Source organism: Pseudomonas delhiensis, assembly GCF_900187975.1.
Taxonomy (GTDB): Bacteria; Pseudomonadota; Gammaproteobacteria; order Pseudomonadales; family Pseudomonadaceae; genus Pseudomonas; species Pseudomonas delhiensis.
In genome coordinates, this window is record NZ_FZPC01000017.1 from 49266 (window position 1) to 69367 (window position 20102).

The 20102-nt window shown below is 69.2% G+C and carries 20 protein-coding genes; 12 read left to right on the forward strand and 8 right to left on the reverse strand.

Going from position 1 to position 20102, the window contains the following annotated elements:
- Window positions 1–47 precede the first annotated feature (47 nt).
- From CHC02_RS16305 to CHC02_RS16315, 3 genes are all read right to left on the reverse strand, one after another.
- Window positions 48–731 (reverse strand): SDR family oxidoreductase, encoded by a 684-nt coding sequence (locus tag CHC02_RS16305; RefSeq protein ID WP_089392510.1) that lies wholly within the window; start codon window positions 729–731, stop codon window positions 48–50.
- A 139-nt stretch (window positions 732–870) separates the two neighbouring features.
- Entirely contained in the window at window positions 871–2178 is a 1308-nt protein-coding gene (locus tag CHC02_RS16310; protein WP_089392511.1) for an MFS transporter, read from the reverse strand.
- 389 nt (window positions 2179–2567) lie between these two features.
- A complete protein-coding gene (locus CHC02_RS16315; protein ID WP_089392512.1) occupies window positions 2568–3359 on the reverse strand; it encodes an AraC family transcriptional regulator in 792 nt (263 codons plus the stop codon).
- Window positions 3360–3435: 76 nt separating this feature from the next.
- Between CHC02_RS16315 and CHC02_RS16320 the strand changes: the two genes are divergently transcribed.
- The 3 genes from CHC02_RS16320 to CHC02_RS16330 all read left to right on the forward strand — a co-directional run bounded on the left by CHC02_RS16320 (window position 3436) and on the right by CHC02_RS16330 (window position 6868).
- On the forward strand, window positions 3436–5052 hold the full coding sequence (locus CHC02_RS16320) for a gamma-glutamyltransferase family protein (RefSeq protein ID WP_089392513.1): 1617 nt from the start codon (window positions 3436–3438) through the stop codon (window positions 5050–5052).
- Window positions 5053–5511: 459 nt separating this feature from the next.
- Window positions 5512–6348, forward strand: coding sequence for an outer membrane protein OmpK (locus tag CHC02_RS16325; RefSeq protein WP_043270226.1), 837 nt, complete (start codon window positions 5512–5514; stop codon window positions 6346–6348).
- 181 nt (window positions 6349–6529) lie between these two features.
- Window positions 6530–6868 (forward strand): hypothetical protein, encoded by a 339-nt coding sequence (locus CHC02_RS16330; protein ID WP_089392514.1) that lies wholly within the window; start codon window positions 6530–6532, stop codon window positions 6866–6868.
- 26 nt (window positions 6869–6894) lie between these two features.
- On the opposite strand, the gene CHC02_RS16335 is transcribed toward CHC02_RS16330, so the two are convergent.
- The 3 genes from CHC02_RS16335 to CHC02_RS16345 all read right to left on the reverse strand — a co-directional run bounded on the left by CHC02_RS16335 (window position 6895) and on the right by CHC02_RS16345 (window position 9236).
- Entirely contained in the window at window positions 6895–7809 is a 915-nt protein-coding gene (locus CHC02_RS16335; RefSeq protein ID WP_089392515.1) for an AEC family transporter, read from the reverse strand.
- A 118-nt stretch (window positions 7810–7927) separates the two neighbouring features.
- Window positions 7928–8539 (reverse strand): adenylyl-sulfate kinase, encoded by a 612-nt coding sequence (gene cysC, locus CHC02_RS16340; protein ID WP_089392516.1) that lies wholly within the window; start codon window positions 8537–8539, stop codon window positions 7928–7930.
- A complete protein-coding gene (locus CHC02_RS16345) occupies window positions 8532–9236 on the reverse strand; it encodes a sulfotransferase family 2 domain-containing protein (RefSeq protein ID WP_089392517.1) in 705 nt (234 codons plus the stop codon). The genes cysC and CHC02_RS16345 overlap by 8 nt, the downstream gene beginning before the upstream one ends.
- 509 nt (window positions 9237–9745) lie before the next feature.
- Here CHC02_RS16345 and CHC02_RS16350 point away from each other — a divergent pair.
- The 3 genes from CHC02_RS16350 (at window position 9746) to CHC02_RS16360 (ending at window position 12446) form a co-directional block, all read left to right on the forward strand.
- Window positions 9746–10729 carry an ABC transporter substrate-binding protein gene (locus CHC02_RS16350; RefSeq protein ID WP_089392518.1) on the forward strand — a complete coding sequence of 328 codons (984 nt, stop codon included), beginning with the start codon at window positions 9746–9748 and terminating at the stop codon, window positions 10727–10729.
- Between the two features lie 89 nt (window positions 10730–10818).
- Window positions 10819–11625 carry an ABC transporter permease gene (locus CHC02_RS16355; protein ID WP_089392519.1) on the forward strand — a complete coding sequence of 269 codons (807 nt, stop codon included), beginning with the start codon at window positions 10819–10821 and terminating at the stop codon, window positions 11623–11625.
- Entirely contained in the window at window positions 11613–12446 is an 834-nt protein-coding gene (locus CHC02_RS16360) for an ABC transporter ATP-binding protein (RefSeq protein ID WP_089392520.1), read from the forward strand. Before CHC02_RS16355 ends, CHC02_RS16360 begins: the two co-directional genes overlap by 13 nt.
- 45 nt (window positions 12447–12491) lie before the next feature.
- Here the strand turns inward: CHC02_RS16360 and CHC02_RS16365 are convergent, their stop codons facing one another.
- Both CHC02_RS16365 and CHC02_RS16370 read right to left on the reverse strand, forming a co-directional pair.
- On the reverse strand, window positions 12492–12962 hold the full coding sequence (locus CHC02_RS16365) for a nuclear transport factor 2 family protein (protein ID WP_089392521.1): 471 nt from the start codon (window positions 12960–12962) through the stop codon (window positions 12492–12494).
- A gap of 304 nt (window positions 12963–13266) precedes the next feature.
- Window positions 13267–14259, reverse strand: a complete 993-nt coding sequence (locus CHC02_RS16370) for a GlxA family transcriptional regulator (RefSeq protein ID WP_089392522.1) — start codon at window positions 14257–14259, stop codon at window positions 13267–13269.
- A 209-nt stretch (window positions 14260–14468) separates the two neighbouring features.
- Here CHC02_RS16370 and CHC02_RS16375 point away from each other — a divergent pair, with 209 nt between their 5' ends.
- The 6 genes from CHC02_RS16375 to CHC02_RS16400 all read left to right on the forward strand — a co-directional run bounded on the left by CHC02_RS16375 (window position 14469) and on the right by CHC02_RS16400 (window position 19897).
- The gene (locus CHC02_RS16375; protein WP_089392523.1) at window positions 14469–15407 is read left to right on the forward strand and encodes a choline ABC transporter substrate-binding protein; all 939 of its coding nucleotides are present in this window, start codon (window positions 14469–14471) and stop codon (window positions 15405–15407) included.
- A 75-nt stretch (window positions 15408–15482) separates the two neighbouring features.
- Window positions 15483–16367 (forward strand): 3-dehydrocarnitine:acetyl-CoA trimethylamine transferase CdhC, encoded by an 885-nt coding sequence (gene cdhC, locus CHC02_RS16380; protein WP_089392524.1) that lies wholly within the window; start codon window positions 15483–15485, stop codon window positions 16365–16367.
- Between the two features lie 221 nt (window positions 16368–16588).
- The gene (locus CHC02_RS16385; protein ID WP_089392525.1) at window positions 16589–17554 is read left to right on the forward strand and encodes an L-carnitine dehydrogenase; all 966 of its coding nucleotides are present in this window, start codon (window positions 16589–16591) and stop codon (window positions 17552–17554) included.
- An 86-nt stretch (window positions 17555–17640) separates the two neighbouring features.
- Window positions 17641–18111 (forward strand): thioesterase family protein, encoded by a 471-nt coding sequence (locus CHC02_RS16390; protein WP_089392595.1) that lies wholly within the window; start codon window positions 17641–17643, stop codon window positions 18109–18111.
- 2 nt (window positions 18112–18113) lie between these two features.
- Complete coding sequence (locus CHC02_RS16395; RefSeq protein WP_089392596.1) at window positions 18114–19043, forward strand: alpha/beta hydrolase; 930 nt, start codon at window positions 18114–18116, stop codon at window positions 19041–19043.
- 605 nt (window positions 19044–19648) lie between these two features.
- A complete protein-coding gene (locus tag CHC02_RS16400) occupies window positions 19649–19897 on the forward strand; it encodes a hypothetical protein (RefSeq protein ID WP_009614343.1) in 249 nt (82 codons plus the stop codon).
- The last annotated feature ends 205 nt before the right edge of the window (window positions 19898–20102 follow it).

Below are 20102 nucleotides of genomic sequence, written 5' to 3' on the forward strand. Positions count from 1 at the left end.
CCCGCAGGTCAGGCGCCGGTGCATGTTAACGCCGCCGCCGGCGTCCGTCACCAGTCGATCGTCGTCCCCTGGTAGTCCAGGTAGTACTGGCCGCCGCGCCCGGCGTAGGCCTCGACCTGGTCGACCAGCCCGGCGGCGCTGGTTTCCACGTCCAGCGGCGCGGCCTCGCCGCCCATGTCGGTGCGTACCCAGCCGGGGTGCAGGTCGAGCACGGTCAGGCCGGTTTCGCCCAGGCCGGCGACGAAGCTGCGGGTCAGCGAATTCAGCGCCGCCTTGCTCGCCCGGTACAACGCCATGCCGCCGGATTCGTTGCCGGCCACGCTGCCCAGCTCGGAGGTCATGAAGGCCAGCACGCCGCGCTGCGCATCCAGCCGCGGCAGCAGGCGCTCGGCCAGGCGCACGGGGGCCACGGCGTTGACCATGAACAGCTCGCCGACCTCGGCCAGGCTGGCATCCAGGGCCGACTGGTGCGGCGGGCCGTAGATGCCGGCGTTGATGTACACCAGGTCGAAGCGCTGCCCGGCGAGTGCTTCGGCGAGGCGGTCCTGGGAGGCCGCATCGTCCAGCACCAGGGACTCGACGCGCACCGGCAGGCTGTCCAGCACGCCGGCGTTGGCGGCGTCGCGCACGGTGGCGGTGACCTCCCAGCCGCGCGCCAGCAACTGGTTCACCAGGCCCAGGCCGAGGCCGCGGGAGGCGCCGACGATCAGGGCGGAATTGGCAGTGCTCATGGGCTTGTCCTCGTCGCCTGGAAAAAAACCAGCATAACCGCTCCCGCGCAACCGGGCCGCAAACGACAAGGCCCGGCAACTGCCGGGCCTCGTGGATAAAACGCCCCGGAACCTGCCCGGGGCCAGGGCACGCGCCCTATCAGTCGGTGGTGATCTTCGAGTGCGTCCGGGTGTCCTTCATGGTCACGTAGACCAGCAGCGAGCAGGCGATGCAGCCGGTGACGTACCAGTAGAAGCCGCTCTCGAGGCCAATGCTCTTGAACCACAGCGCCACGTACTCGGCGGTGCCGCCGAAGATCGACACGGTCAGCGCGTAGGGCAGGCCCACGCCCAGGGCGCGGATCTCGGTGGGGAACAGCTCGGCCTTCACCACGGCGTTGATCGAGGTGTAGCCGCTGACGATCACCAGCGCCGCCATGATCAGGAAGAACGCGCCCCACCAGGTGTCGATGGTGTGCAGGGTGCTGAGGATCGGGTAGGTGAACAGGGTGCCCAGCACGCCGAAGGCGATCAGGATGGGGCGCCGGCCGATCTTGTCCGACAGCGCGCCGACGATGGGCTGCAGCAGCATGAACAGGAACAGGGTGGCGGCCGAGATCATGGTCGAGTCGGTCTTGCTCATGCCCACGGTGTTCACCAGGTACTTCTGCATGTACGTGGTGTAGGTGTAGAAGGCCAGGGTGCCGCCCATGGTCAGGCCGACCACGGTAAGCACTTCCTTGGGGTGGCGCAGCAGGGTGCGCATCAGGCTTTCCTTGGGCTCTTCCTTCTTTTTGCTGAAGGACTCGGTCTCTTCCATGCCGCGGCGCAGGAACATGGCGGTCACCGCGCACAGCGCGCCGATGAAGAAGGGCACGCGCCAGCCCCAGCTTTCCAGCTGTTCGACGGTGAGGGTCTGCTGCAGCACGATCAGCACCGCCAGGGCGATGAGCTGGCCGGAGATCAGGGTCACGTACTGGAAGCTGGAGAAGAAGCCGCGCTGTTCCTTGTTGGCCATCTCGCTGAGGTAGGTGGCCGAGGTGCCGTATTCGCCGCCGACCGACAGGCCCTGCAGCAGGCGCGCGAGCACCAGCAGGATGGGCGCGCCGACGCCGATGGTCTCGTAGCTGGGGGTCAGGGCGATGATCAGCGAGCCGAAGCACATCAGCAGCACCGAGGCCAGCAGCGCGGCCTTGCGGCCCTTGCGGTCGGCGTAGATACCCATCAGCCAGCCGCCGATCGGGCGCATCAGGAAGCCCACGGCGAAGATCGCGGCGGTGTTCAGCAGCTGGGCGGTCATGTCGCCCTGGGGGAAGAAGGCCTTGGCGAAGTACAGCGAGAAGGCGGCGTAGACGTACCAGTCGTACCACTCCACCAGGTTGCCCACCGAACCGCTGAAGATCGACTTGATGCGCTGGGAGGTCGTACGGGGCGCGGCAGAAGCGGAGACGGCGCTTGCGCTATCCATGGGTAATCCTCTTGTCGTTGTTGTCGTCGGGTGCGTGGACCACGAAACCACGCACCGGCGCGCCGCGAGGTGCGGCGCAGTGAGGAGGGCGATAGCAGGCAGCGTGCCAAGGGCGCAAAGCCGCGTGGCACAAGGGCTTACAGGGTTTTCGTACAATATGGGCAGGCGGTTGGATGCCGAAGGGCGGGGTGAGTAAGCGGAAATCCGCCGATCGGTCAGCAGGATGGCGTGGCGAACGTAGGGCGAATAACCGTTCGCGGTTATCCGCCGCCGGCCGGAACGCCGGTGCCCGACGGCGGCGGCGGATAACGCCGTAGGCGTTATGCGCCCTACGGGTTGGAAAGAGGCGGCGCAGCCTGCAAGACAGTTGCTCCTACCAAGGAGTGGTTTCAGCGTTGCTTGAACAGCTCGCCGGGGGTGAAGCCGAACAGCCCCTTGAAGGCGGCGATGTAGGCCGAGGTGGAGTCGTAGCCGCAGTCCAGCGCGGCGGCGGTGACGCTGGCGCCTTCCTCCAGCACGCCGAGGGAACCGAGCAGGCGCTGGCGCCAGAGGCGGAAGCTCATGCCGGTCTCGCGCTGGAACAGGCGCGACAGGGTCTTCTCCGAGGTGCCCAGGCGCTGCGCCCAGTCGCCCAGGGTGAGGCTGGCGCCGGGCTGGTCGATCAGCGCCTGGCACAGCTGCAGCAGCCGCGGTTCCCGGGGCATGGGCAGGGAGAAGGCGACTTCCGGCAGGGTGCGCAGCTGGTCCAGTAGCACGCTCACCAGGCGCTGCTCGGGGCTGTCGCCCTGTGGATAATCCACCGGCAGCTCGCAGAAGGCCTTGACCAGCTCGCGGGCCAGCGGCGTCACCTCCAGCACCCGGCAGCGTGGCGGCGCCCAGGCGCAGGCCTCGGCGCCCAGGTAGAGGCTGCGCATCTCCGCACGGCCGGAGGTGACCACCTGGTGCTCCAGGTGGGCGGGTATCCAGATGGCGCGCTGCGGCGGGGCGAAGAAGCTGCCCTCGGCGGTGTGCACGCCGAGCACCCCGCTGATGGCGTAGGACAGTTGCACCCAGGCGTGGTGGTGGCGGCCGGTCCAGGAACCGGCCCACAGGCTCTCGGCGCGGGCGTAGACCGGCCGTGGCAGGTCGTCGAGCGCCGGGATCGCGCGTTGCAGGTCGGGGTGCTGTCCGTTCATCGCTATGCTTTGGCTTTGTATCGCTAGTCGTCAGAGTCTGGCAGGGCTACCCTGCCGCCTCAAGCCGTCAACGGAGCCCGCCATGCTGAATTTCTCCGCCCAGGAGTACCCCTACCCCTCGCAGCGTTCCCTGGTGTATGCCCGGCGCGGCATGGTGGCCACCTCGCAGCCGCTGGCGGCGCAGGTCGGGCTGGATACCCTCAGGCGCGGCGGCAACGCGGTGGACGCCGCGGTGGCCACGGCGGCGGCGCTGACGGTGGTGGAGCCCACCGGCTGCGGCATCGGCGGCGATGCCTTCGCCCTGGTGTGGGTCAAGGACCGGCTGCACGGCCTGGACGCCGCCGGCTTCGCCCCGCGGGCGCTGGATATCGCCACCGTGCAGGGCGCCGGCCACACGCGCATGCCGCTGTACGGCTGGACGCCGGTGACGGTGCCCGGCTGCCCGGCGGCCTGGGCCGAGCTGTCGGCGCGCTTCGGCCGGCTGCCCTTCGCCGAACTGCTGGCCCCGGCCATCGAGCTGGCCGAGCAAGGCTTCCCGGTCTCGCCGGTGATCGCCGGGCTGTGGCAGGGCGGCCTGGACAAGTTCCGCGGCGTGCGGGACGCGCACCCGGAGCTGGCGGCCTGGTTCGACGAGTTCCTCGTCGACGGCCGCGCCCCGCGCGCCGGGGAAATCTTCCGCCACCCCGGCCAGGCGCGAACCCTGCGCGAGCTGGCCGAGACGAAGTGCGAGAGCTTCTACCGCGGCGCCCTGGCCCGACGCATCGCCGCCCATGCCGCCGCCAGCGGCGGCTACCTGGGCGAGGCCGACCTGGCCGGCTACCGCGCGCAATGGGTCGAGCCCATCTCGCTGAACTACCGCGGCTACGACGTCTGGGAAATCCCCCCGGCCGGCCAGGGCCTGGTGGCGCTGATGGCCCTGAACATCCTCAAGGGCTTCACTTTCGGCGAGCGCGACAGCCCGGACACCTGGCACCGCCAACTGGAGGCCATGAAGCTGGCCTACGCCGACGGCCGCGCCTACATCGGCCAGCCGGACGCCATGCGCTTCAGCGTGGCCGACCTGCTCAGCGACGACTACGCCGCCAGCCGCCGCGCGCTGATCGGCGAGCGCGCCCTGGAACCGCACCCGGGCAAGCCGCGCGCCGGCGGCACCGTGTACCTGGCCACGGCCGACGGCGAGGGCAACCTGGTGTCCTTCATCCAGAGCAACTACCACGGCTTCGGCTCCGGCGTGGTGGTGCCCGGCACCGGCATCGCGCTGCAGAACCGCGGCGCCGAGTTCAGCCTCGACGCCGGCCACGTCAACGCCCTGGCCCCGGGCAAGAAGACCTTCCACACCATCATCCCCGGCTTCCTCAGCAAGGCTGGCGTGCCGCTGGGGCCGTTCGGCGTGATGGGCGCCTACATGCAGCCCCAGGGCCACGTGCAGATGGTGATGAACCTGGTGGACTTCCGCCTCAACCCCCAGGCCGCGCTGGACGCCCCGCGCTGGCAGTGGCTGGGCGACAAGCGCATCGGCATCGAGCACGGCGCGCCGCGCAGGCTGGCGGCGGTGCTCACCCGCCGCGGCCACCACGTGGAGGTGGCCCACGACCTGACCAGCTATGGCCGCGGCCAGATCATCCTGCGCGACCCGCTCAGCGGCGTGCTCTGCGGCGGCACCGAGCCGCGCACCGACGGGCAGATCGCCGCCTGGTGAAGGCCGCCGCCGGGCCGGCGGAGGTGCTTGTGCGGCGCGGCTCTGGCATCATCCGCGCCCGGAAAGTCGCGGCTACCCGGCAAGGGAGCCGCGAAGGGCGGTTGTGTAGATTCTTCACAGCAAAATTGTATACACATTTTGAATTGATTCCATTCAACTCAAAGAAAACCTGTATTCAATAAGCCCTTTCCATGCTCGCCAAAATGGCGCTTCGACAGCCTGCGCTGCCCTGTTCGAAGGCACTACCTGTCCCAGGAGTCAGGTTTTTGCTCGATTCCAGGCGCCCGCCCCGGCGTGGCCAGGCCCCTGAAAAAGCATGGTTTTTCCCCATACATACAAGGAAAACCCGGCCAACGCCCAGCGTTGGCCCCGATCTTGCCTCGGCAGGCCAGGCCTGACCGAATGGACAGGTTCAGAATTCCAACGAGATCGCTGCACTTCAAAACCTAGGAGCACCACATGACTCGCACCCTCGCATCCCTGCTGCTCGCCGGCGGGCTGCTGGCTACCGGCCAGGCCATGGCCGGCGGCGAAGACCTCACCCCCGCACCGGCCAGCAACGACGGCCCGCTGATCTGGCACAACGAGAGCCTGACCTACCTGTGGGGCAAGAACTTCAAGGTCAACCCGCCGATCCAGCAGACCTTCACCTTCGAGAGCGCGAGCGCCTGGACCTGGGGCGACATCTGGTTCTTCGTCGACCAGATCAACTACAACGGCAAGGAAGACAGCCAGAACGGCAAGAACACCTACTACGGCGAATTCAGCCCGCGCCTGTCGTTCGGCAAGATCACCGGCGCCGACCTGTCCCTGGGCCCGATCAAGGACGTACTGCTGGCCACCACCTACGAGTTCGGCGAAGGCGACACCGAGGCCTACCTGATCGGCCCGGGCTTCGACCTGGCCCTGCCCGGCTTCGACTACTTCCAGCTGAACTTCTACTACCGCAAGCCCGACGGCAACCGCGTGCCCTCCGGCGCCTGGCAGGTCACCCCGGCATGGGCCGTCACCATCCCGGTGGGCAACTCCGACATCCTCTTCGACGGCTTCATGGACTGGGTGGTCAACAACAAGAGCGCCAGCGCCAGCGAGCGCGGCCAGAGCGACTACCACGCCAACCTGCACTTCAACCCGCAGATCAAGTACGACCTGGGCAAGGCCATGGGCTACGAGGCCAAGCACCTGTACGTGGGCGTGGAATACGACTACTGGTCCGACAAGTACGGCATCAAGGACTCGCAGTTCTTCACCACCGACCAGAACACCACCAGCCTGCTGGTGAAGTACCACTTCTGATCCGGCCTGCCCCGCCGCCCGGCGGGGCTTTCCGGGCAGCCGGGGAAAGTTCGCCAGCCTGCGCCGGAAATTTCCCTGCCCCACAAAGAAATACCCCTCCCACAACGCGCCCGCCTCCAATAGGCGGAGGAACCCGCGCGCCGCATCGTGCCCCGCTCCAATCCCCCACCGGAGCCGCACCATGCGCAAGTACTGCCTCCTACCCCTGCTGGCCAGCCTTTGCCTGCCGGCCGTGGCCGCCGAACAGCCGGGCGACGACCGCCCCGACGCCCAATCCATCCAGCCCCAATCCATCCAGCCCCAGGCCGCCCAGCCGACGCCCGCGGCGCTGCCGGCCAGCCTGCCGCAGGCCGACTCGCCGCTGGCGCTGTCCACCCCGCTGCACGGCAACCTCTCCACCGCCGCCGTGGTAGGCCTGGGCGCCGCCGCGGTGGCGATTGGCGTGGCCCTGTCCAACAACGGCGGTGGCGGCGGTAGCGACGGCGAGCGCGGCAGCGGCGCCACCGGCACCACCCAGTGAGCCGGCGCGCCCCATGATCGGGCGCGTCAGCCCAGGGCCTGCACCAGGGCCATCACCAGCAGCAGGCTGGCACCGGCCAGCAGCGTCTGCAGGGTGATGATGCCCGCCATCAGGTGGCTGTCGCCGCCCAGCTGGCGCGTCAGCACGTAGGCCGTGGGCGCCGTGGGCAGGGCGAAGAACAGCACCAGCACCGCGGTTTCCAGCGCCGCCAGGCCGAGCAGGCGGGCGGCGCCGAAGGCCAGCAGCGGCATCGCCAGCAGGCGCACCGCGCAGCAGCCCAGCAGGGCCGGCAGTTCCGCGCGCAGCTCCCGCGGTTGCAGCGCGGCGCCCACGCACAGCAGGCCCAGCGGCAGGCTGGCCACGGCCAGCAGGTCGAACAGCCGGGCGCTGCCGCCGCCCAGCTCGAAGCCGGCCAGGTTGACCAGGGCGCCGGCGGCGCAGGCGAGGATCAGCGGGTTCTTCAGGATCGGCAGCAGCAGCGCGCGGGCGCTGATGCCGCGCTCGGCGGTCAGCGCCCAGACCGACATCAGGTTCACCGTCGGCACCATCAGCGCCAGCATCAGCGCGGCGAGGGTCAGCCCCTGCTTGCCGTACAGGCTGCCCACCGCGGCCAGGCCCAGGTAGGTGTTGAAGCGCAGCACGCCCTGGGCGAGGGCGCCGAAGCGCGCCGCGTTCCAGGCGCGCAGGCGCCGGCTCGCCAGCAACGCCAGCCAGGCGCCGCCCAGGCCCAGGGCCACCGCCAGGGCCAGGCGGCCCAGCCCGGGGTCGCGCAGCGGCGCCTTGGCCAGGCTGGCGAACAGCAACGCGGGGAACAGGATGAAGTAGTTCAGGCGTTCGGCCGCCGGCCAGAAGGCCTCGCCGGGGAAGCCGCGGCGGCGCAGCAGGTAGCCGCCGACGATGAGCGCGAAGAGCGGCCAGAGGGCCTCGAAGAGAACGGACACGGATACCCCGCGGCGGTGGTTGGGCGTCCATCTTGCCCAGCCGCGCGCAGGGACGGCAAGCCGGGCTCAGGGCCTGTCACGACCCGCGATGCCGCCGCGGCGGATCCTGGGCGGGCGCTCAGGCCGCGCCGGGGCGGCAGCGCTGCAGCACCAGCCCGAGCAGGCGGCGACAGGCCTCGTCAGTGGAGGTGTGGGTGGCGTCCACCTCGAAATCGGCGTCCAGCGGTGGCTCGTAGGGGCTGTCGATGCCGGTGAAGTTGCGCAGGCGGCCCTCCCTGGCGGCCTTGTACAGGCCCTTGGGGTCGCGCTCGGCGCAAGTCTGCAGCGGCGTGCTGAGGTACACGCCCAGGAACTCCCCGGCCGGGAACAGCGCGCGGGCGGCGTCGCGCTCGGCGCGGAACGGCGAGATGGCCGCGACTATCACCACCAGCCCGGCCTCGGTCATCAGGCGCGCGGCCTCGGCCAGGCGGCGGATGTTCTCGCGGCGGCCCTCGGGGCTCATGTCCAGGTCGCTGCACAGGCCGCCGCGGACCTGGTCGCCATCGAGCAGGAAGCTGTGCACGCGCTCGCGGTGCAGGGCCAGCTCCAGGGCGTTGGCCAGGCTCGACTTGCCCGAGCCGGACAGGCCGGTCAGCCAGATGCAGCAGGGGCGCTGGCCCTTGAGCGCGGCGCGGGCCTCGCGGCGGACGCTGCCGGTGACGGGGAACAGGGGTACTTTGAGGTCACTCATAGCCGAGTAGCTGGTAGTCGCGTTGATAGGCGCGGCGCACCAGGCGCCGCGTACGAGTGCTGCAGAACTCCCGCGCCGGCCCCGCCTGGCGCTGCCGCGAGGCGTTCAGGTGGGGCAGTTGGCCGCTGACGCCCAGGCGCTCGCACAGCGCCTGGAAATCCGCCTCCAGGTTCTCCTGGCGGCCGACGAAGTCTAGCCCCAGGTGGCCGAGGGAGTCGCAGAGGAATGCCACCTGCGGCACGAAATGCAGCTGGCGGTGGAGGTTGTCCGGGTGCAGCCAGCGGCCGACGAAGTCGTCGAAGTCGCGGAACTGGCAGACCATCTGGTGCGCCGCCCGGTCGCGCTGCGGCAGCTGGTTGCCGCGCAGGTAGGCGTAGGCCGAGTAGGCGCGCTCCAGCGGGTCGCGGACGAAGCTGAACTTGAAGCTGTCGGCGTATTCCCGGGGGAACTGCTGCTCGTACCAGTACAGCGGCAGGTGGCCGGGGCGCCCGCCGTCGAACAGCGCGGCGCAGAGGCTGCTGCCGGCGCACTTGGGCACGTGCACGAACAGGCAGCGGCGTTCGCGGAAGTACGCGGGGAAGCGGGCGTTGCCGGACATCGCCTTGTTGACGATCTGGCGTTCCTGCACCGGCAGGCGGCTGAGCAGGAAGTTGCGCTGGAGCTTGGGCAGCAGCTTCCAGAAATAGCGTTGCAGCATGGGGACTCTCGAACGCCGGAGGGTCGCTCCGGTGGTTTTCCTTGGGCGGCGGGAGGGCCCCGGCCTTAAGGAAACCTTAACAGGCCCGTGCCTGGCGATTATTCCGTCTTGGTCAAGAACGTAAGGTTTCCGATACATGGTCGGCTGACACGGCGGCCGGTGGGGGCGGAAGTCTAGCGCCGCAGACCGAAGGCCCCTATGGGAAGAAGCCCATCACCGCGTAGGAAACAACCGAATACCATCCAGGCCCCCAGCGCCACACCCCCGACGCGGCAAGGACGGGCCACACCGGCGGAAGGCAGCTTTTTCTTATGTCGCAACGACATATTTAATAATTTTCCGAGCCTCCCGCTTCGGCCACCATCCGCCCTGTCACGTGCCGCCCGCCATGGCGGGCCCAGGGGCCGCAGAGCCCGTCGCCGCGCACGTCCCGCTTCGCTGTACCTCCGGCCACCTGGCCACTGCCGCAGTTATCCAATAACAAGCCCAACAGGCTGTGGGAGTGCTTCATGAACAAGTCCTTGCTTGCGCGTTTCACCCGTCCCCTCGCCCTTGCCGGGCTGCTCGCCGCCGCCGCCGGGGCGGCCCAGGCCGGCACCCTGTCCATCGGCCACACCACCTGGGTCGGCTACGGCACCCTGTACCTGGCCCGCGACCTGGGCTACTTCAAGGAGCAGGGCCTGGACCTGCAGCTCACCCCCATCGAGGAAGCGGCGATGTACATGGCCGCCCAGGCCTCCGGGAAACTCTCCGGCTCCGCCTCGACCATCGACGAGATCCTCAAGTACCGCCCGCAGTTCTGCTTCAAGGCCGTGGCCGCGCTGGACGACAGCCATGGCGGCGACGGCGTGCTGGTGGCCAAGGACGTCGCCAGCCTGGCCCAGCTCAAGGGCCAGGAAGTGGCGGTCAACGAGGGCTCGGTGTCGCAGTTCTGGCTGTCCTACCTGCTGAAGAACGCCGGCATGAGCATGAGCGACATCAAGGTGCAGAACATGACCGCCGACGATGCCGCCACCGCCTTCATCGCCGGCCGCGTGCCCGCCGCGGTGACCTGGGAGCCGCACCTGTCGATGGTGCGCCAGAAGCAGCAGGGCAAGGTGCTGGTGGACAGCACCAGCACCCCCGGCGTGATCGTCGACGTGGTGGCGCTGAACTGCGACGTCATCGAGAAGCAGCCCGACGACGTCAAGGCCCTGGTCAAGGGCCTGTACAAGGCCGTGCAGTACACCCGGGAGCACCCGCAGGAGGCCTACGCGATCATGGCCAAGGGCGTCGGCGGCTACCTCGCCGATCCCAAGGACCTGGCCGAGGCGGCCAAGGGCGTGCGCTTCTACGACCAGGCCATGAGCGAGAAGCTCCTCGGCATGCCCGACAAGGCCGGCGACATCAAGGACCTCATCGGCCTGGCCAACGAGACCTGGACCCAGCTGCAGGGCAAGACCTTCCAGGTCAGCTACGACGACCTGGTGGACCCCCGCTTCGTCGCCCAGTGAACCCGGCGGGCCGCGCGCCCGCCCCTTCCCATCCTTCGTTCCCCGCCCTGGCGGAAGGCCCGCGGCCGTCCGCATGGAGGTAATCCGCGATGTCACGTCCCAAGAAATCCTGGCTCAGCCGCTGCCTGACCCCCAAGGTCGAGCTGCCGGTGCGCCTGGTGTGGTCCGCCAGCGCCCTGTGCTGGCTCCTGGTGTTCGGCCTGTGGGCCCTGCTCTCCTACGGCGGCGTGGTGCCGGCGATGTTCCTGCCCAGCCCCGGCGCGGTGTTCGAGGCGGCGCTGCGCCTGGGCCGCGACGGCACCCTGGGCACCCACGTGCTGGCCAGCGTCGAGGTGGTGATGATCGGCTTCCTGGTGTCGTCCCTGGTGGCCGTGCCCCTGGGCCTGCTGATGGGCAGCTTCCGCATCGTCCAGGCCTTCCTCGAACCGCTGGTGAACTTCATCCGCTACCTGCCGGTGACCTCCTTCGTGCCGCTGTTCATCCTGTGGATCGGCATCGGCATCGAGCAGCGCGTCACGGTGATCATCTTCGGCGTGTTCTTCCAGCAGCTGGTGATGATCGCCGACGTCTCCCGCGGCGTCGCCAAGGACCTGGTCAACGCCTCCTACACCCTGGGCTGCAACCGCCGCGACGTGGTCCTGCACGTGCTCGGCCCGGCTTCGCTGCCCGGCGTGCTGGACACCCTGCGGGTGACCATGGGCTGGGCCTGGACCTACCTGGTGGTGGCCGAGCTGGTCGCCGCCTCCAGCGGCCTGGGCTACATCAGCCTCAAGGCCATGCGCGGCTTCCAGGTGGACGTGATCTTCCTGGCCATCGCCATCATCGGCCTGCTCGGGCTGATCACCGACCAACTCTTCCGCATCCTCCGACTGAAGGTGGCCTCATGGGCGCAGTAGCAGCCATGCAACGCAACGACGCGGCACCGGCCGCACAAGGGGCGCAGCCGGCGCGGCTGCGCGTGGACCAGGTCAGCCTGCGCTACCGCACCCCCGAGGGCGGCACCTTCAGCGCGCTGGACAAGGTGTCGTTCGAGGTGCCGGACCAGCAGTTCGCGGTCATCGTCGGCCCTTCGGGCTGCGGCAAGTCGAGCCTGCTGTACCTCACCGCGGGGCTTTCCGAGCCCACCGAGGGCGACATCTACGTCGGCGGCCAGCGCGTCGACGGCCCCGGCGCGGACCGCGGCATGGTGTTCCAGAGCTACACCCTGTTCCCCTGGCTGACGGTGCGCGAGAACGTCGAGTTCGGCCTGAAGCGCCGCGGCATGCCGGCCGCCGAGCGCAAGGCGATCGTCGACCACTACCTCAACGAGGTGGGCCTGGCCAACTTCGCCGGCAACTACCCCAAGCAGCTCTCCGGCGGCATGATGCAGCGCGTGGCCATCGCCCGCGCACTGGCCAACGACCCGCAGATCCTGCTGATGGACGAGCCCTTCGGCGCCCTCGACAGCCAGACGCGCATGCAGATGCAGAAGCTGCTGCTGCGCGTCTGGGACCACAGCAAGAAGACCGTGGTGTTCGTCACCCACGACATCGACGAGGCCATCCTGCTGGGCGACCGCGTCTACGTCATGGGCGCCCGCCCGGGGCGCATCAAGCGCATCCTCGACGTGCCCATCGAGCGCCCGCGCTCGCTGGACATGGTGATGGACCGCCAGTTCATCGAGATGAAGCGCGAGATCCTCGGGCTGCTCCACGACGACCTGGAAGAAGCGCACTGAGGCCCGCCGCGGGGGCGGGGCACGCGCCCCGCGCCCGCGGCCGGCTCAGAGCCCGAGGTCGCTCAGCGACGGGTGGTCGTCCGGGCGCCGGCCCAGCGGCCAGCGGAACAGCCGCTCGTCCTCGGCGATGGGCAGGTCGTTGATGCTGGCGTGGCGCTCGACCATCAGGCCCTGTTCGTCGAAGGCCCAGTTCTCGTTGCCGTAGGAGCGGAACCAGTTGCCCGAGTCGTCGTGCCACTCGTAGGCGAAGCGCACGGCGATACGGTTGCCGGTGAAGGCCCAGAGTTCCTTGATCAACCGGTAGTCCAGCTCGCGGCGCCACTTGCCGGTGAGGAACTCGACGATCTGCAGGCGGCCGCGGATGAAGGTGGAGCGGTTGCGCCAGGTGCTGTCCGCGCTGTAGGCCAGGGACACCCGCGCGGGGTCGCGGCTGTTCCAGCCATCCTCGGCGGCGCGCACCTTCTGGATGGCGGTTTCGCGGGTGAAGGGCGGCAGGGGGGGTCGGGCTTCGCTCATGACAGGGCTCCTGGGGGTGGGGTTGGAGTCATGGTGCGCCTCTCGTGGCGGGGGGTGAATGACACTGTTCCCATGGATGTTGCCAAGGTGCCGAATGGCTCTTCGTAGGAGCGAGCTTGCTCGCGAACGGTGCTCACCTGGGGCTTCGGTGTTTGGGTTCGACTCCGTTCCCTCTCCCTAACCCTCTCCCTGAAGGGAGAGGGGACCGTTCGGAGTGCGTAGGTATTCCTGAGTCAGCCGGCAGCGCCGAAGGTTTCCGGCTGAAACCATCATCTCTCTCTGCACGGACTAGCCCCCTCTCCCTTCAGGGAGAGGGCTGGGGAGAGGGGCTCTTGGAAGGCCCAACCCCACCCCCACCGGCAAACACCCCCCGATCCTCCCGAGGACACACCCCGAACCGCGCCCGATAGCTGCGCGACAAATACGAAGGCGACTCGAACCCGCACGCCAGCCCCACCTCCAGCACGCTCATCTCCGTCTGCCGCAGCAGCTGGCGGGCCTTGTCCAGGCGCAGGCCGAGGTAGAAGTTCGACGGCGTGTCGTGCAGGTGCAGGCGGAACAGGCGCTCCAGCTGGCGGCGGGTGACCTGGATGCGCTCGGCCAGGTCCAGGGTGGAGAGCGGCGGCTCGGTGTGCCTTTCCATCTCGCCCAGCACCTGGATCAGCTTCTTGTTGCTCACCCCGTAGCGCGCCGCCAGTTGCAGGCGCTGGTGGTCCTGGCGGGTGCGGATGCGCCCGACCACGAACTGCTCGGAAACCTGCACCGCCAGCTCCGGGCCCTGGGCACGGGCGATCAGGTCGAGCATCAGGTCGATGGACGCCGTGCCGCCGGCGGAGGTGATGCGCGCGCCGTCGATCTCGAACAGCTCCTGGGTCGCCTGCAGCTGTGGATAAGTCTCGCGGAAGGCGTCCAGCGCCTCCCAGTGCACCGTGCAGCGGTGGCGTTCGAGCAGCCCGGCCTCGGCGAGGACGAAGCTGCCGGTGTCGATGCCGCCGAGGGTCACGCCCTCGCGGTCGAGGCGGCGCAGCCAGTGCAGCAGCGCCGGGGTGCAGGCCTGCAGCGGGTCGAAGCCGGCCACCACGAACAGGGTGTCGCCGCGGCCCAGGGCCTCCAGGGCGCCGTCGGCGTTCATCGACATGCCGTTGCTGCCCAGCACCGGGCCGCCGTCGACGCTCAGCAGGTGCCAGCAGTACAGCCCGCCGCGGAAGCGGTTGGCGACGCGCAGCGGCTCCACGGCGGAAATGAAGCCCATCACGGAAAAACCGGGCAACAGGAGGAACCAGAAGTCGTTCGACATGGCGTCATCCAGGCGATTCGGGCGGCGATCCACTGGCTTAGAACATTTGCGCGAAGCTGGCAATGGAAGAGGTCGCTACCGTGCAAGTGCAGGTCGCCGGAGTGCGATTTTTCGTCGCAGCCCGTGCGTAACTTGAACACCAGCCACCGCCGCGCGGGGCCATGACACAACAACGATAACCATTGCCGCAAAGGCCTTGAGGAGAAGTCATGAAGCTATCGATCAAAGCGGGCGCCTGCGCCGCGCTGTTCACCCTCGCCACCAGCGCCTGGGCCGCCGAGCCGGCCTCGTGCCAGAACGTGCGCATGGGCTCGGTGAACTGGACCGACGTGGTGGCCAGCAGCGCCGTGGCCGAGGCCCTGCTCGACGGCCTGGGCTACAAGGTCAAGCAGACCAGCGCCTCGCAGCAGATCATCCTCGCCGGCATGGCCGACAAGCAGCTCGACGTCTTCCTCGGCTACTGGCAGCCGACCATGCAGCCGGTGGCCAAGCCCTACCTGGACAAGCAGCAGATCGAAGTCATCACCCCGGCCACCCTGGGCGACGCGCAATCCACCTATGCGGTGCCCACCTACGTCTACGACGGCGGCCTGAAGACCTTCGCCGACATCGCCAAGTTCCGCGACAAGCTGGACAACAAGATCTACCTGATCGAGCCCGGCAGCGGCTCCAACCGCATCACCGCGGACATGATCGCCAAGGACAAGTTCGGCCTGAAGGGCTTCCAGGTCGTCGAGTCCAGCGAGGCCGGCATGCTCACCGCGGTCAAGCGCGCCATCAAGCGCCAGCAGTGGGTGGTGTTCTTCGGCTGGAAACCGCACCCGATGAACCTGCAGATCGACATGAAGTACCTCACCGGCAGCGACGACGTATTCGGCCCCAACGAAGGCGCCGCCACCGTCTCCATCATGACCGCCGCCGGCTACCAGCAGCAGTGCGGCAACGTCGCCAGGCTGCTGCACAACCTGCGCTTCAGCAGCCAGGAAGTCAGCCAGGTGATGGAACCCATCCTCGACCGCAGCCAGCCGCTGGACGCCGCCCGAGCCTGGCTCAAGGCCCACCCCGACCAGCTCAAGGCCTGGCTCGACGGCGTGACCACCTTCGACGGCAAGCCGGCCGAACCCGCCTTCGTCGCCAGCCTCAAGTAAGCCAACCACGCCCCACCCTTGCGCGGCGCCCCGGCCGCGCAGGGCCCCCGTACGCCTGAAGAAAGGACAGCCACCGTGAACCATGAAGTCATAGTCACCTGCGCGGTGACCGGCGCCGGCGACACCGTCGGCAAGCACCCGGCCATCCCCGTCACCCCCAGGGAAATCGCCGCCGCCGCCATCGAGGCGGCCAAGGCCGGCGCCACCGTGGCCCACTGCCACGTGCGCGACCCGCAGACCGGCAAGCCCAGCCGCGACGTGAACCTGTACCGCGAGGTGGTGGAACGCATCCGCGAGAGCGACACCGACGTCATCATCAACCTCACCGCCGGCATGGGCGGCGACCTGGAGATCGGCAAGGGCGAGCAACCCCTGGAGTTCGGCGCCGGCACCGACCTGGTCGGCCCGCTGGAACGCCTGGCCCACGTCGAGGCGCTGCTGCCGGAAATCTGCACCCTGGACTGCGGCACCCTGAACTTCGGCGACGGCGACTTCATCTACGTCTCCACCCCGGCGCAGCTGCGCGCCGGCGCCAGGCGCATCACCGAGCTGGGGGTGAAGGCCGAGCTGGAAATCTTCGACACCGGCCACCTGTGGTTCGCCAAACAGATGCTCAAGGAAGGCCTGCTGGAAGACCCGCTGATCCAGATCTGCCTGGGCATCCCCTGGGGCGCGCCGGCCGACACCACCACCATGAAGGCCATGGCCGACAACATCCCCGAAGGCATCACCTGGGCCGGCTTCGGCATCGGCCGCTCGCAGATGCCCATGGTCGCCCAGGCCATGCTGCTGGGCGGCAACGTGCGGGTGGGCCTGGAGGACAACATCTGGCTGGACCGCGGCGTGCACGCCAGCAACGGCAGCCTGGTGGAACGCGCCATCGAGATCATCGAACGCCTCGGCGGCCGCGCCCTCACCCCGGCCGAAGGGCGCAAGAAGATGAACCTCAAGCCCCGCTGATCCGGAGCTGCATACGTCGACGTAGGGCGAATAACCCGGAACGGGTTATCCGCCGATGCACCGACCCCATGCCCGGCCTCTGGTTCGAACCCGGAGCCCCCTGGACAGGCGCTCCGCGGCCAAGTCCGAGGCGCGCCTGGAACCAAGGCCAAACGGCGGATAACCGCGAACGGTTATTCGCCCTACGAAAAGCCCGCCCCCCTTTCCCGCTGGAGCCCTTCATGTCCTACATCACCGAAATCAAGACCTTCGCCGCCCTCGGCAGCGGCGTCATCGGCAGCGGCTGGATCGCCCGCGCCCTGGCCCATGGCCTGGACGTCGTCGCCTGGGACCCGGCCCCCGGCGCCGAGGCGGCCCTGCGCCAGCGCGTGGCCAACGCCTGGCCGGCGCTGCAGAAGGCCGGCCTGGTGCCCGGCGCGTCCCAGGAGCGCCTGAAGTTCGTCGACACCATCGAGGAATGCGTGCGCGACGCCGACTTCATCCAGGAAAGCGCCCCCGAGCGCCTGGACCTGAAATGCGAGCTGCACGCGAAGATCAGCGCCGCGGCCAGGCCCAACGCGCTGATCGGCTCCAGCACCTCGGGCCTGCTGCCCAGCGAGTTCTATGCCGACGCCACGCACCCCGGGCGCTGCGTGGTCGGCCACCCGTTCAACCCGGTGTACCTGCTGCCGCTGGTGGAAGTGGTGGGTGGCGAGAAGACCGACCCGGCGGCCATCCAGGCGGCCATCGCGGTGTACCGCAGCCTGGGCATGCGCCCGCTGCACGTGCGCAAGGAAGTCCCCGGCTTCATCGCCGACCGCCTGCTCGAAGCGCTCTGGCGCGAGGCCCTGCACCTGGTCAACGACGGCGTCGCCAGCACCGGCGAGATCGACGACGCGATCCGCTTCGGCGCCGGCCTGCGCTGGTCGTTCATGGGCACCTTCCTGACCTACACCCTGGCCGGCGGCAACGCCGGCATGCGCCACTTCATGGCCCAGTTCGGCCCGGCCCTGCAACTGCCCTGGACCTACCTGCCGGCGCCGGAGCTGACCGAATCGCTGATCGACAAGGTGGTCGAAGGCACCGCCGAACAGCAGGGCAACCGCAGCATCGCGGAGCTGGAGCGCTACCGCGACGACTGCCTACTGGCGGTGCTCGGCGCCATCAAGGACACCAAGGCCCGCCACGGCTTCGCCTTCGTCGACTAACCTCGATCCATCAATTCCACTCCAGACCGCCCCCTCTCCCGCTTGCGGGAGAGGGCCGGGGAGAGGGGCTCTTCGGAATGACCGCCATGCCCACCCTGAAAACCTACGAAACCCCGGTACTCGCCGAGTGGACCGACTACAACGGCCACCTGCGCGACGCCTACTACCTGCTGATCTTCAGCTACGCCACCGACGCCCTGATGGACCACCTGGGCCTGGACAGCGCCGGCCGCGAGGCCAGCGGCCACTCGCTGTTCACCCTGGAGGTGCACCTGAACTACCTGCACGAGGTGAAGCAGGGCGAGCCGGTGGAAGTACGCACCCAGATGTTGGCCCACGACCGCAAGCGCCTGCACGTGCACCACACGCTGCACCGCCCCGGCGAGGCCGAGCCGCTGGCGGCCAGCGAACAGATGCTGCTGCACGTGAGCCTGGACGGCCCCCGCTCGGCGCCCTTCGAGGGCGTGGTGCTGGAGCGCGTGCTGGCCCTGGCCGAAGCCCACCGCGCCCTGCCGCGGCCGGAGCACGTCGGCCGCGTGATCGGCCTGCCGGGTTGAGCGTGGCGCGCGAGTACCCGCTGTCCCCCGGCATGGCGGCGTTCGTCGCGCGCACCCACGCCTTCGCCACTGCCGAACCCTCCCTGGCCGCGCAACGCGCGGCCTATTCGCGCATGGCCGCCGCCTTCACCCCGCCGCGCCCAACGGGCCTGCGGGTGAGCGACCTGGCCCTGGCCGGCCTGCCGCCGCTGCGCCTGTTCCGCCCGGCGGGCACAGCGCCCGCCAGCGGCTGGGCGGCACTGCTGTTCCTCCACGGCGGCGGCTGGATGCTCGGCGACCTCGACTCCCACGCCTTCTTCTGCGCCGAGCTGGCCGCCCGCCTGGGCCTGCTGGTGGTGGCGGCGGACTACCGGCTGGCCCCGGAACACCCCTTCCCCGCCGCCCTGCAGGACAGCCTGGCGGCCTGGCGCGCCCTGCGCGACGGCACGCTGGGCGAACCCATCGACCGCACCCGCCTGGCGGTGGCCGGCGACAGCGCCGGCGGCAACCTGGCCGCCGCCCTGTGCCTGGCCCTGCGCGATGCGGGCGAGCCGCAGCCGCGGGTTCAGGCGCTGGTCTATCCGGCGCTGGGTGACGAGGCCACGGATTCGCGAATCGAGTATGCGGATGCGCCGTTGCTGTCCGCCGCCGACATGCAGGCCTGCCTCGAGGCCTACCTGCCCGAGCCCCTGCAACGCCACCGCCCCCTCGCCCTGCCCCTGCGCGCCCATGACTTCGCCGGACTGGCTCCGGCCTTCATCGCCGTCGCCGAGTTCGATCCGCTGCGTGACGACGGGCTGCGCTACGCGGAACGGCTGCGCCGGGACGGGGTGGAGGTGGACTGCTTCCCCGGCCCGGGGCTGGTCCACGGCTGCCTGCGGGCGCGGGAGCTGGCGGAAGTGGACAGGCTGTACGAGGCGCTGTTCGAGTCGCTGGCCCGGCGCCTGGACTGAGCGCACGGGCGAACAATAAAAAAATCCCCCGCCGCGCCCGACGCACGACAGGGGACGAAAGCGAGCCGTCAAGGCTCCCAGTGTGACAAGCACCTACTTCGGTATCGACCGCAGCGGCATGGCTCCAGTGTGGCTGCTTCGCCAACTTCGGGTTTGCCGAAAACGACGTGCGCGTATCCGCCGCGGACAGGGAACGAAGCTAGGCACGGCCCCTTAAGCAATCCTTAAGGCGCCGACATCGAGAATCATTGGCGTTTGAATTCCCAGCCGCCGCGCTGCCCTGTCCCCGGTGAAACCATGCTGGCCTCCTTCCCGATCATGCTCCATGGGGGCATGGATGCCGGCGGTGTGGATCGGGGCGTTCCTCGCCAGGTACCAGACCAGGGACGGCGGCTGCCAGGCCTACGACAAGCTCGGCGGCAAGGACCGCAAGGCCCTGGACAATGCGCGGCAAGCCCGGCCTGAACTGGGGCGGGTTCCGGGCCGGCGCGGTCGGAAAACGACCTGCTCTTGCCTGTGAAGGACACTCCGCCGGCCTGGCGCTTGCGCCCGGCCGGCGCTGTTCCGAGAATCCGGGGAAGCCCAACCTCACGGAGGACTCCGCGATGATGCACGCCGACCTGATCGACCAGGACGATTTCCGCGAACGCCTGCAGGCCCTGGGCTTCGCCGTTCCGCCGGACGTCACCGCGGAGCAGGCCTGCGAATACGCGGTGCGTGCCCTCACCCCGGAACGCTCCATGGCCCTGCGCCGGCTGGTGGAAGAAATGCTCGGCGGCAACGCGACCCTGCTGCCGGCGGTGCGCGAGGCGATTTCGCGGCAGCTGCTGCCGGCGTTGGTGCCAAGGCCCTGAGTCGCGCTCGTTCGCGCTCTTTGCTCTTCGTAGGAGCGAGCTTGCTCGCGAACAGCGTTCTGCCGGGGCTTCGGGGGCTTGTCCTGAAGAGCACCCTTTCCCTTCAGGGAGAGGGCTGGGGAGAGGGCAACGGGTGGGCCAGAACACCCCAAACCACCGGCTTCTCCCATATCACCTAGCTCGCCGCCCACTTGAACCACCCCCG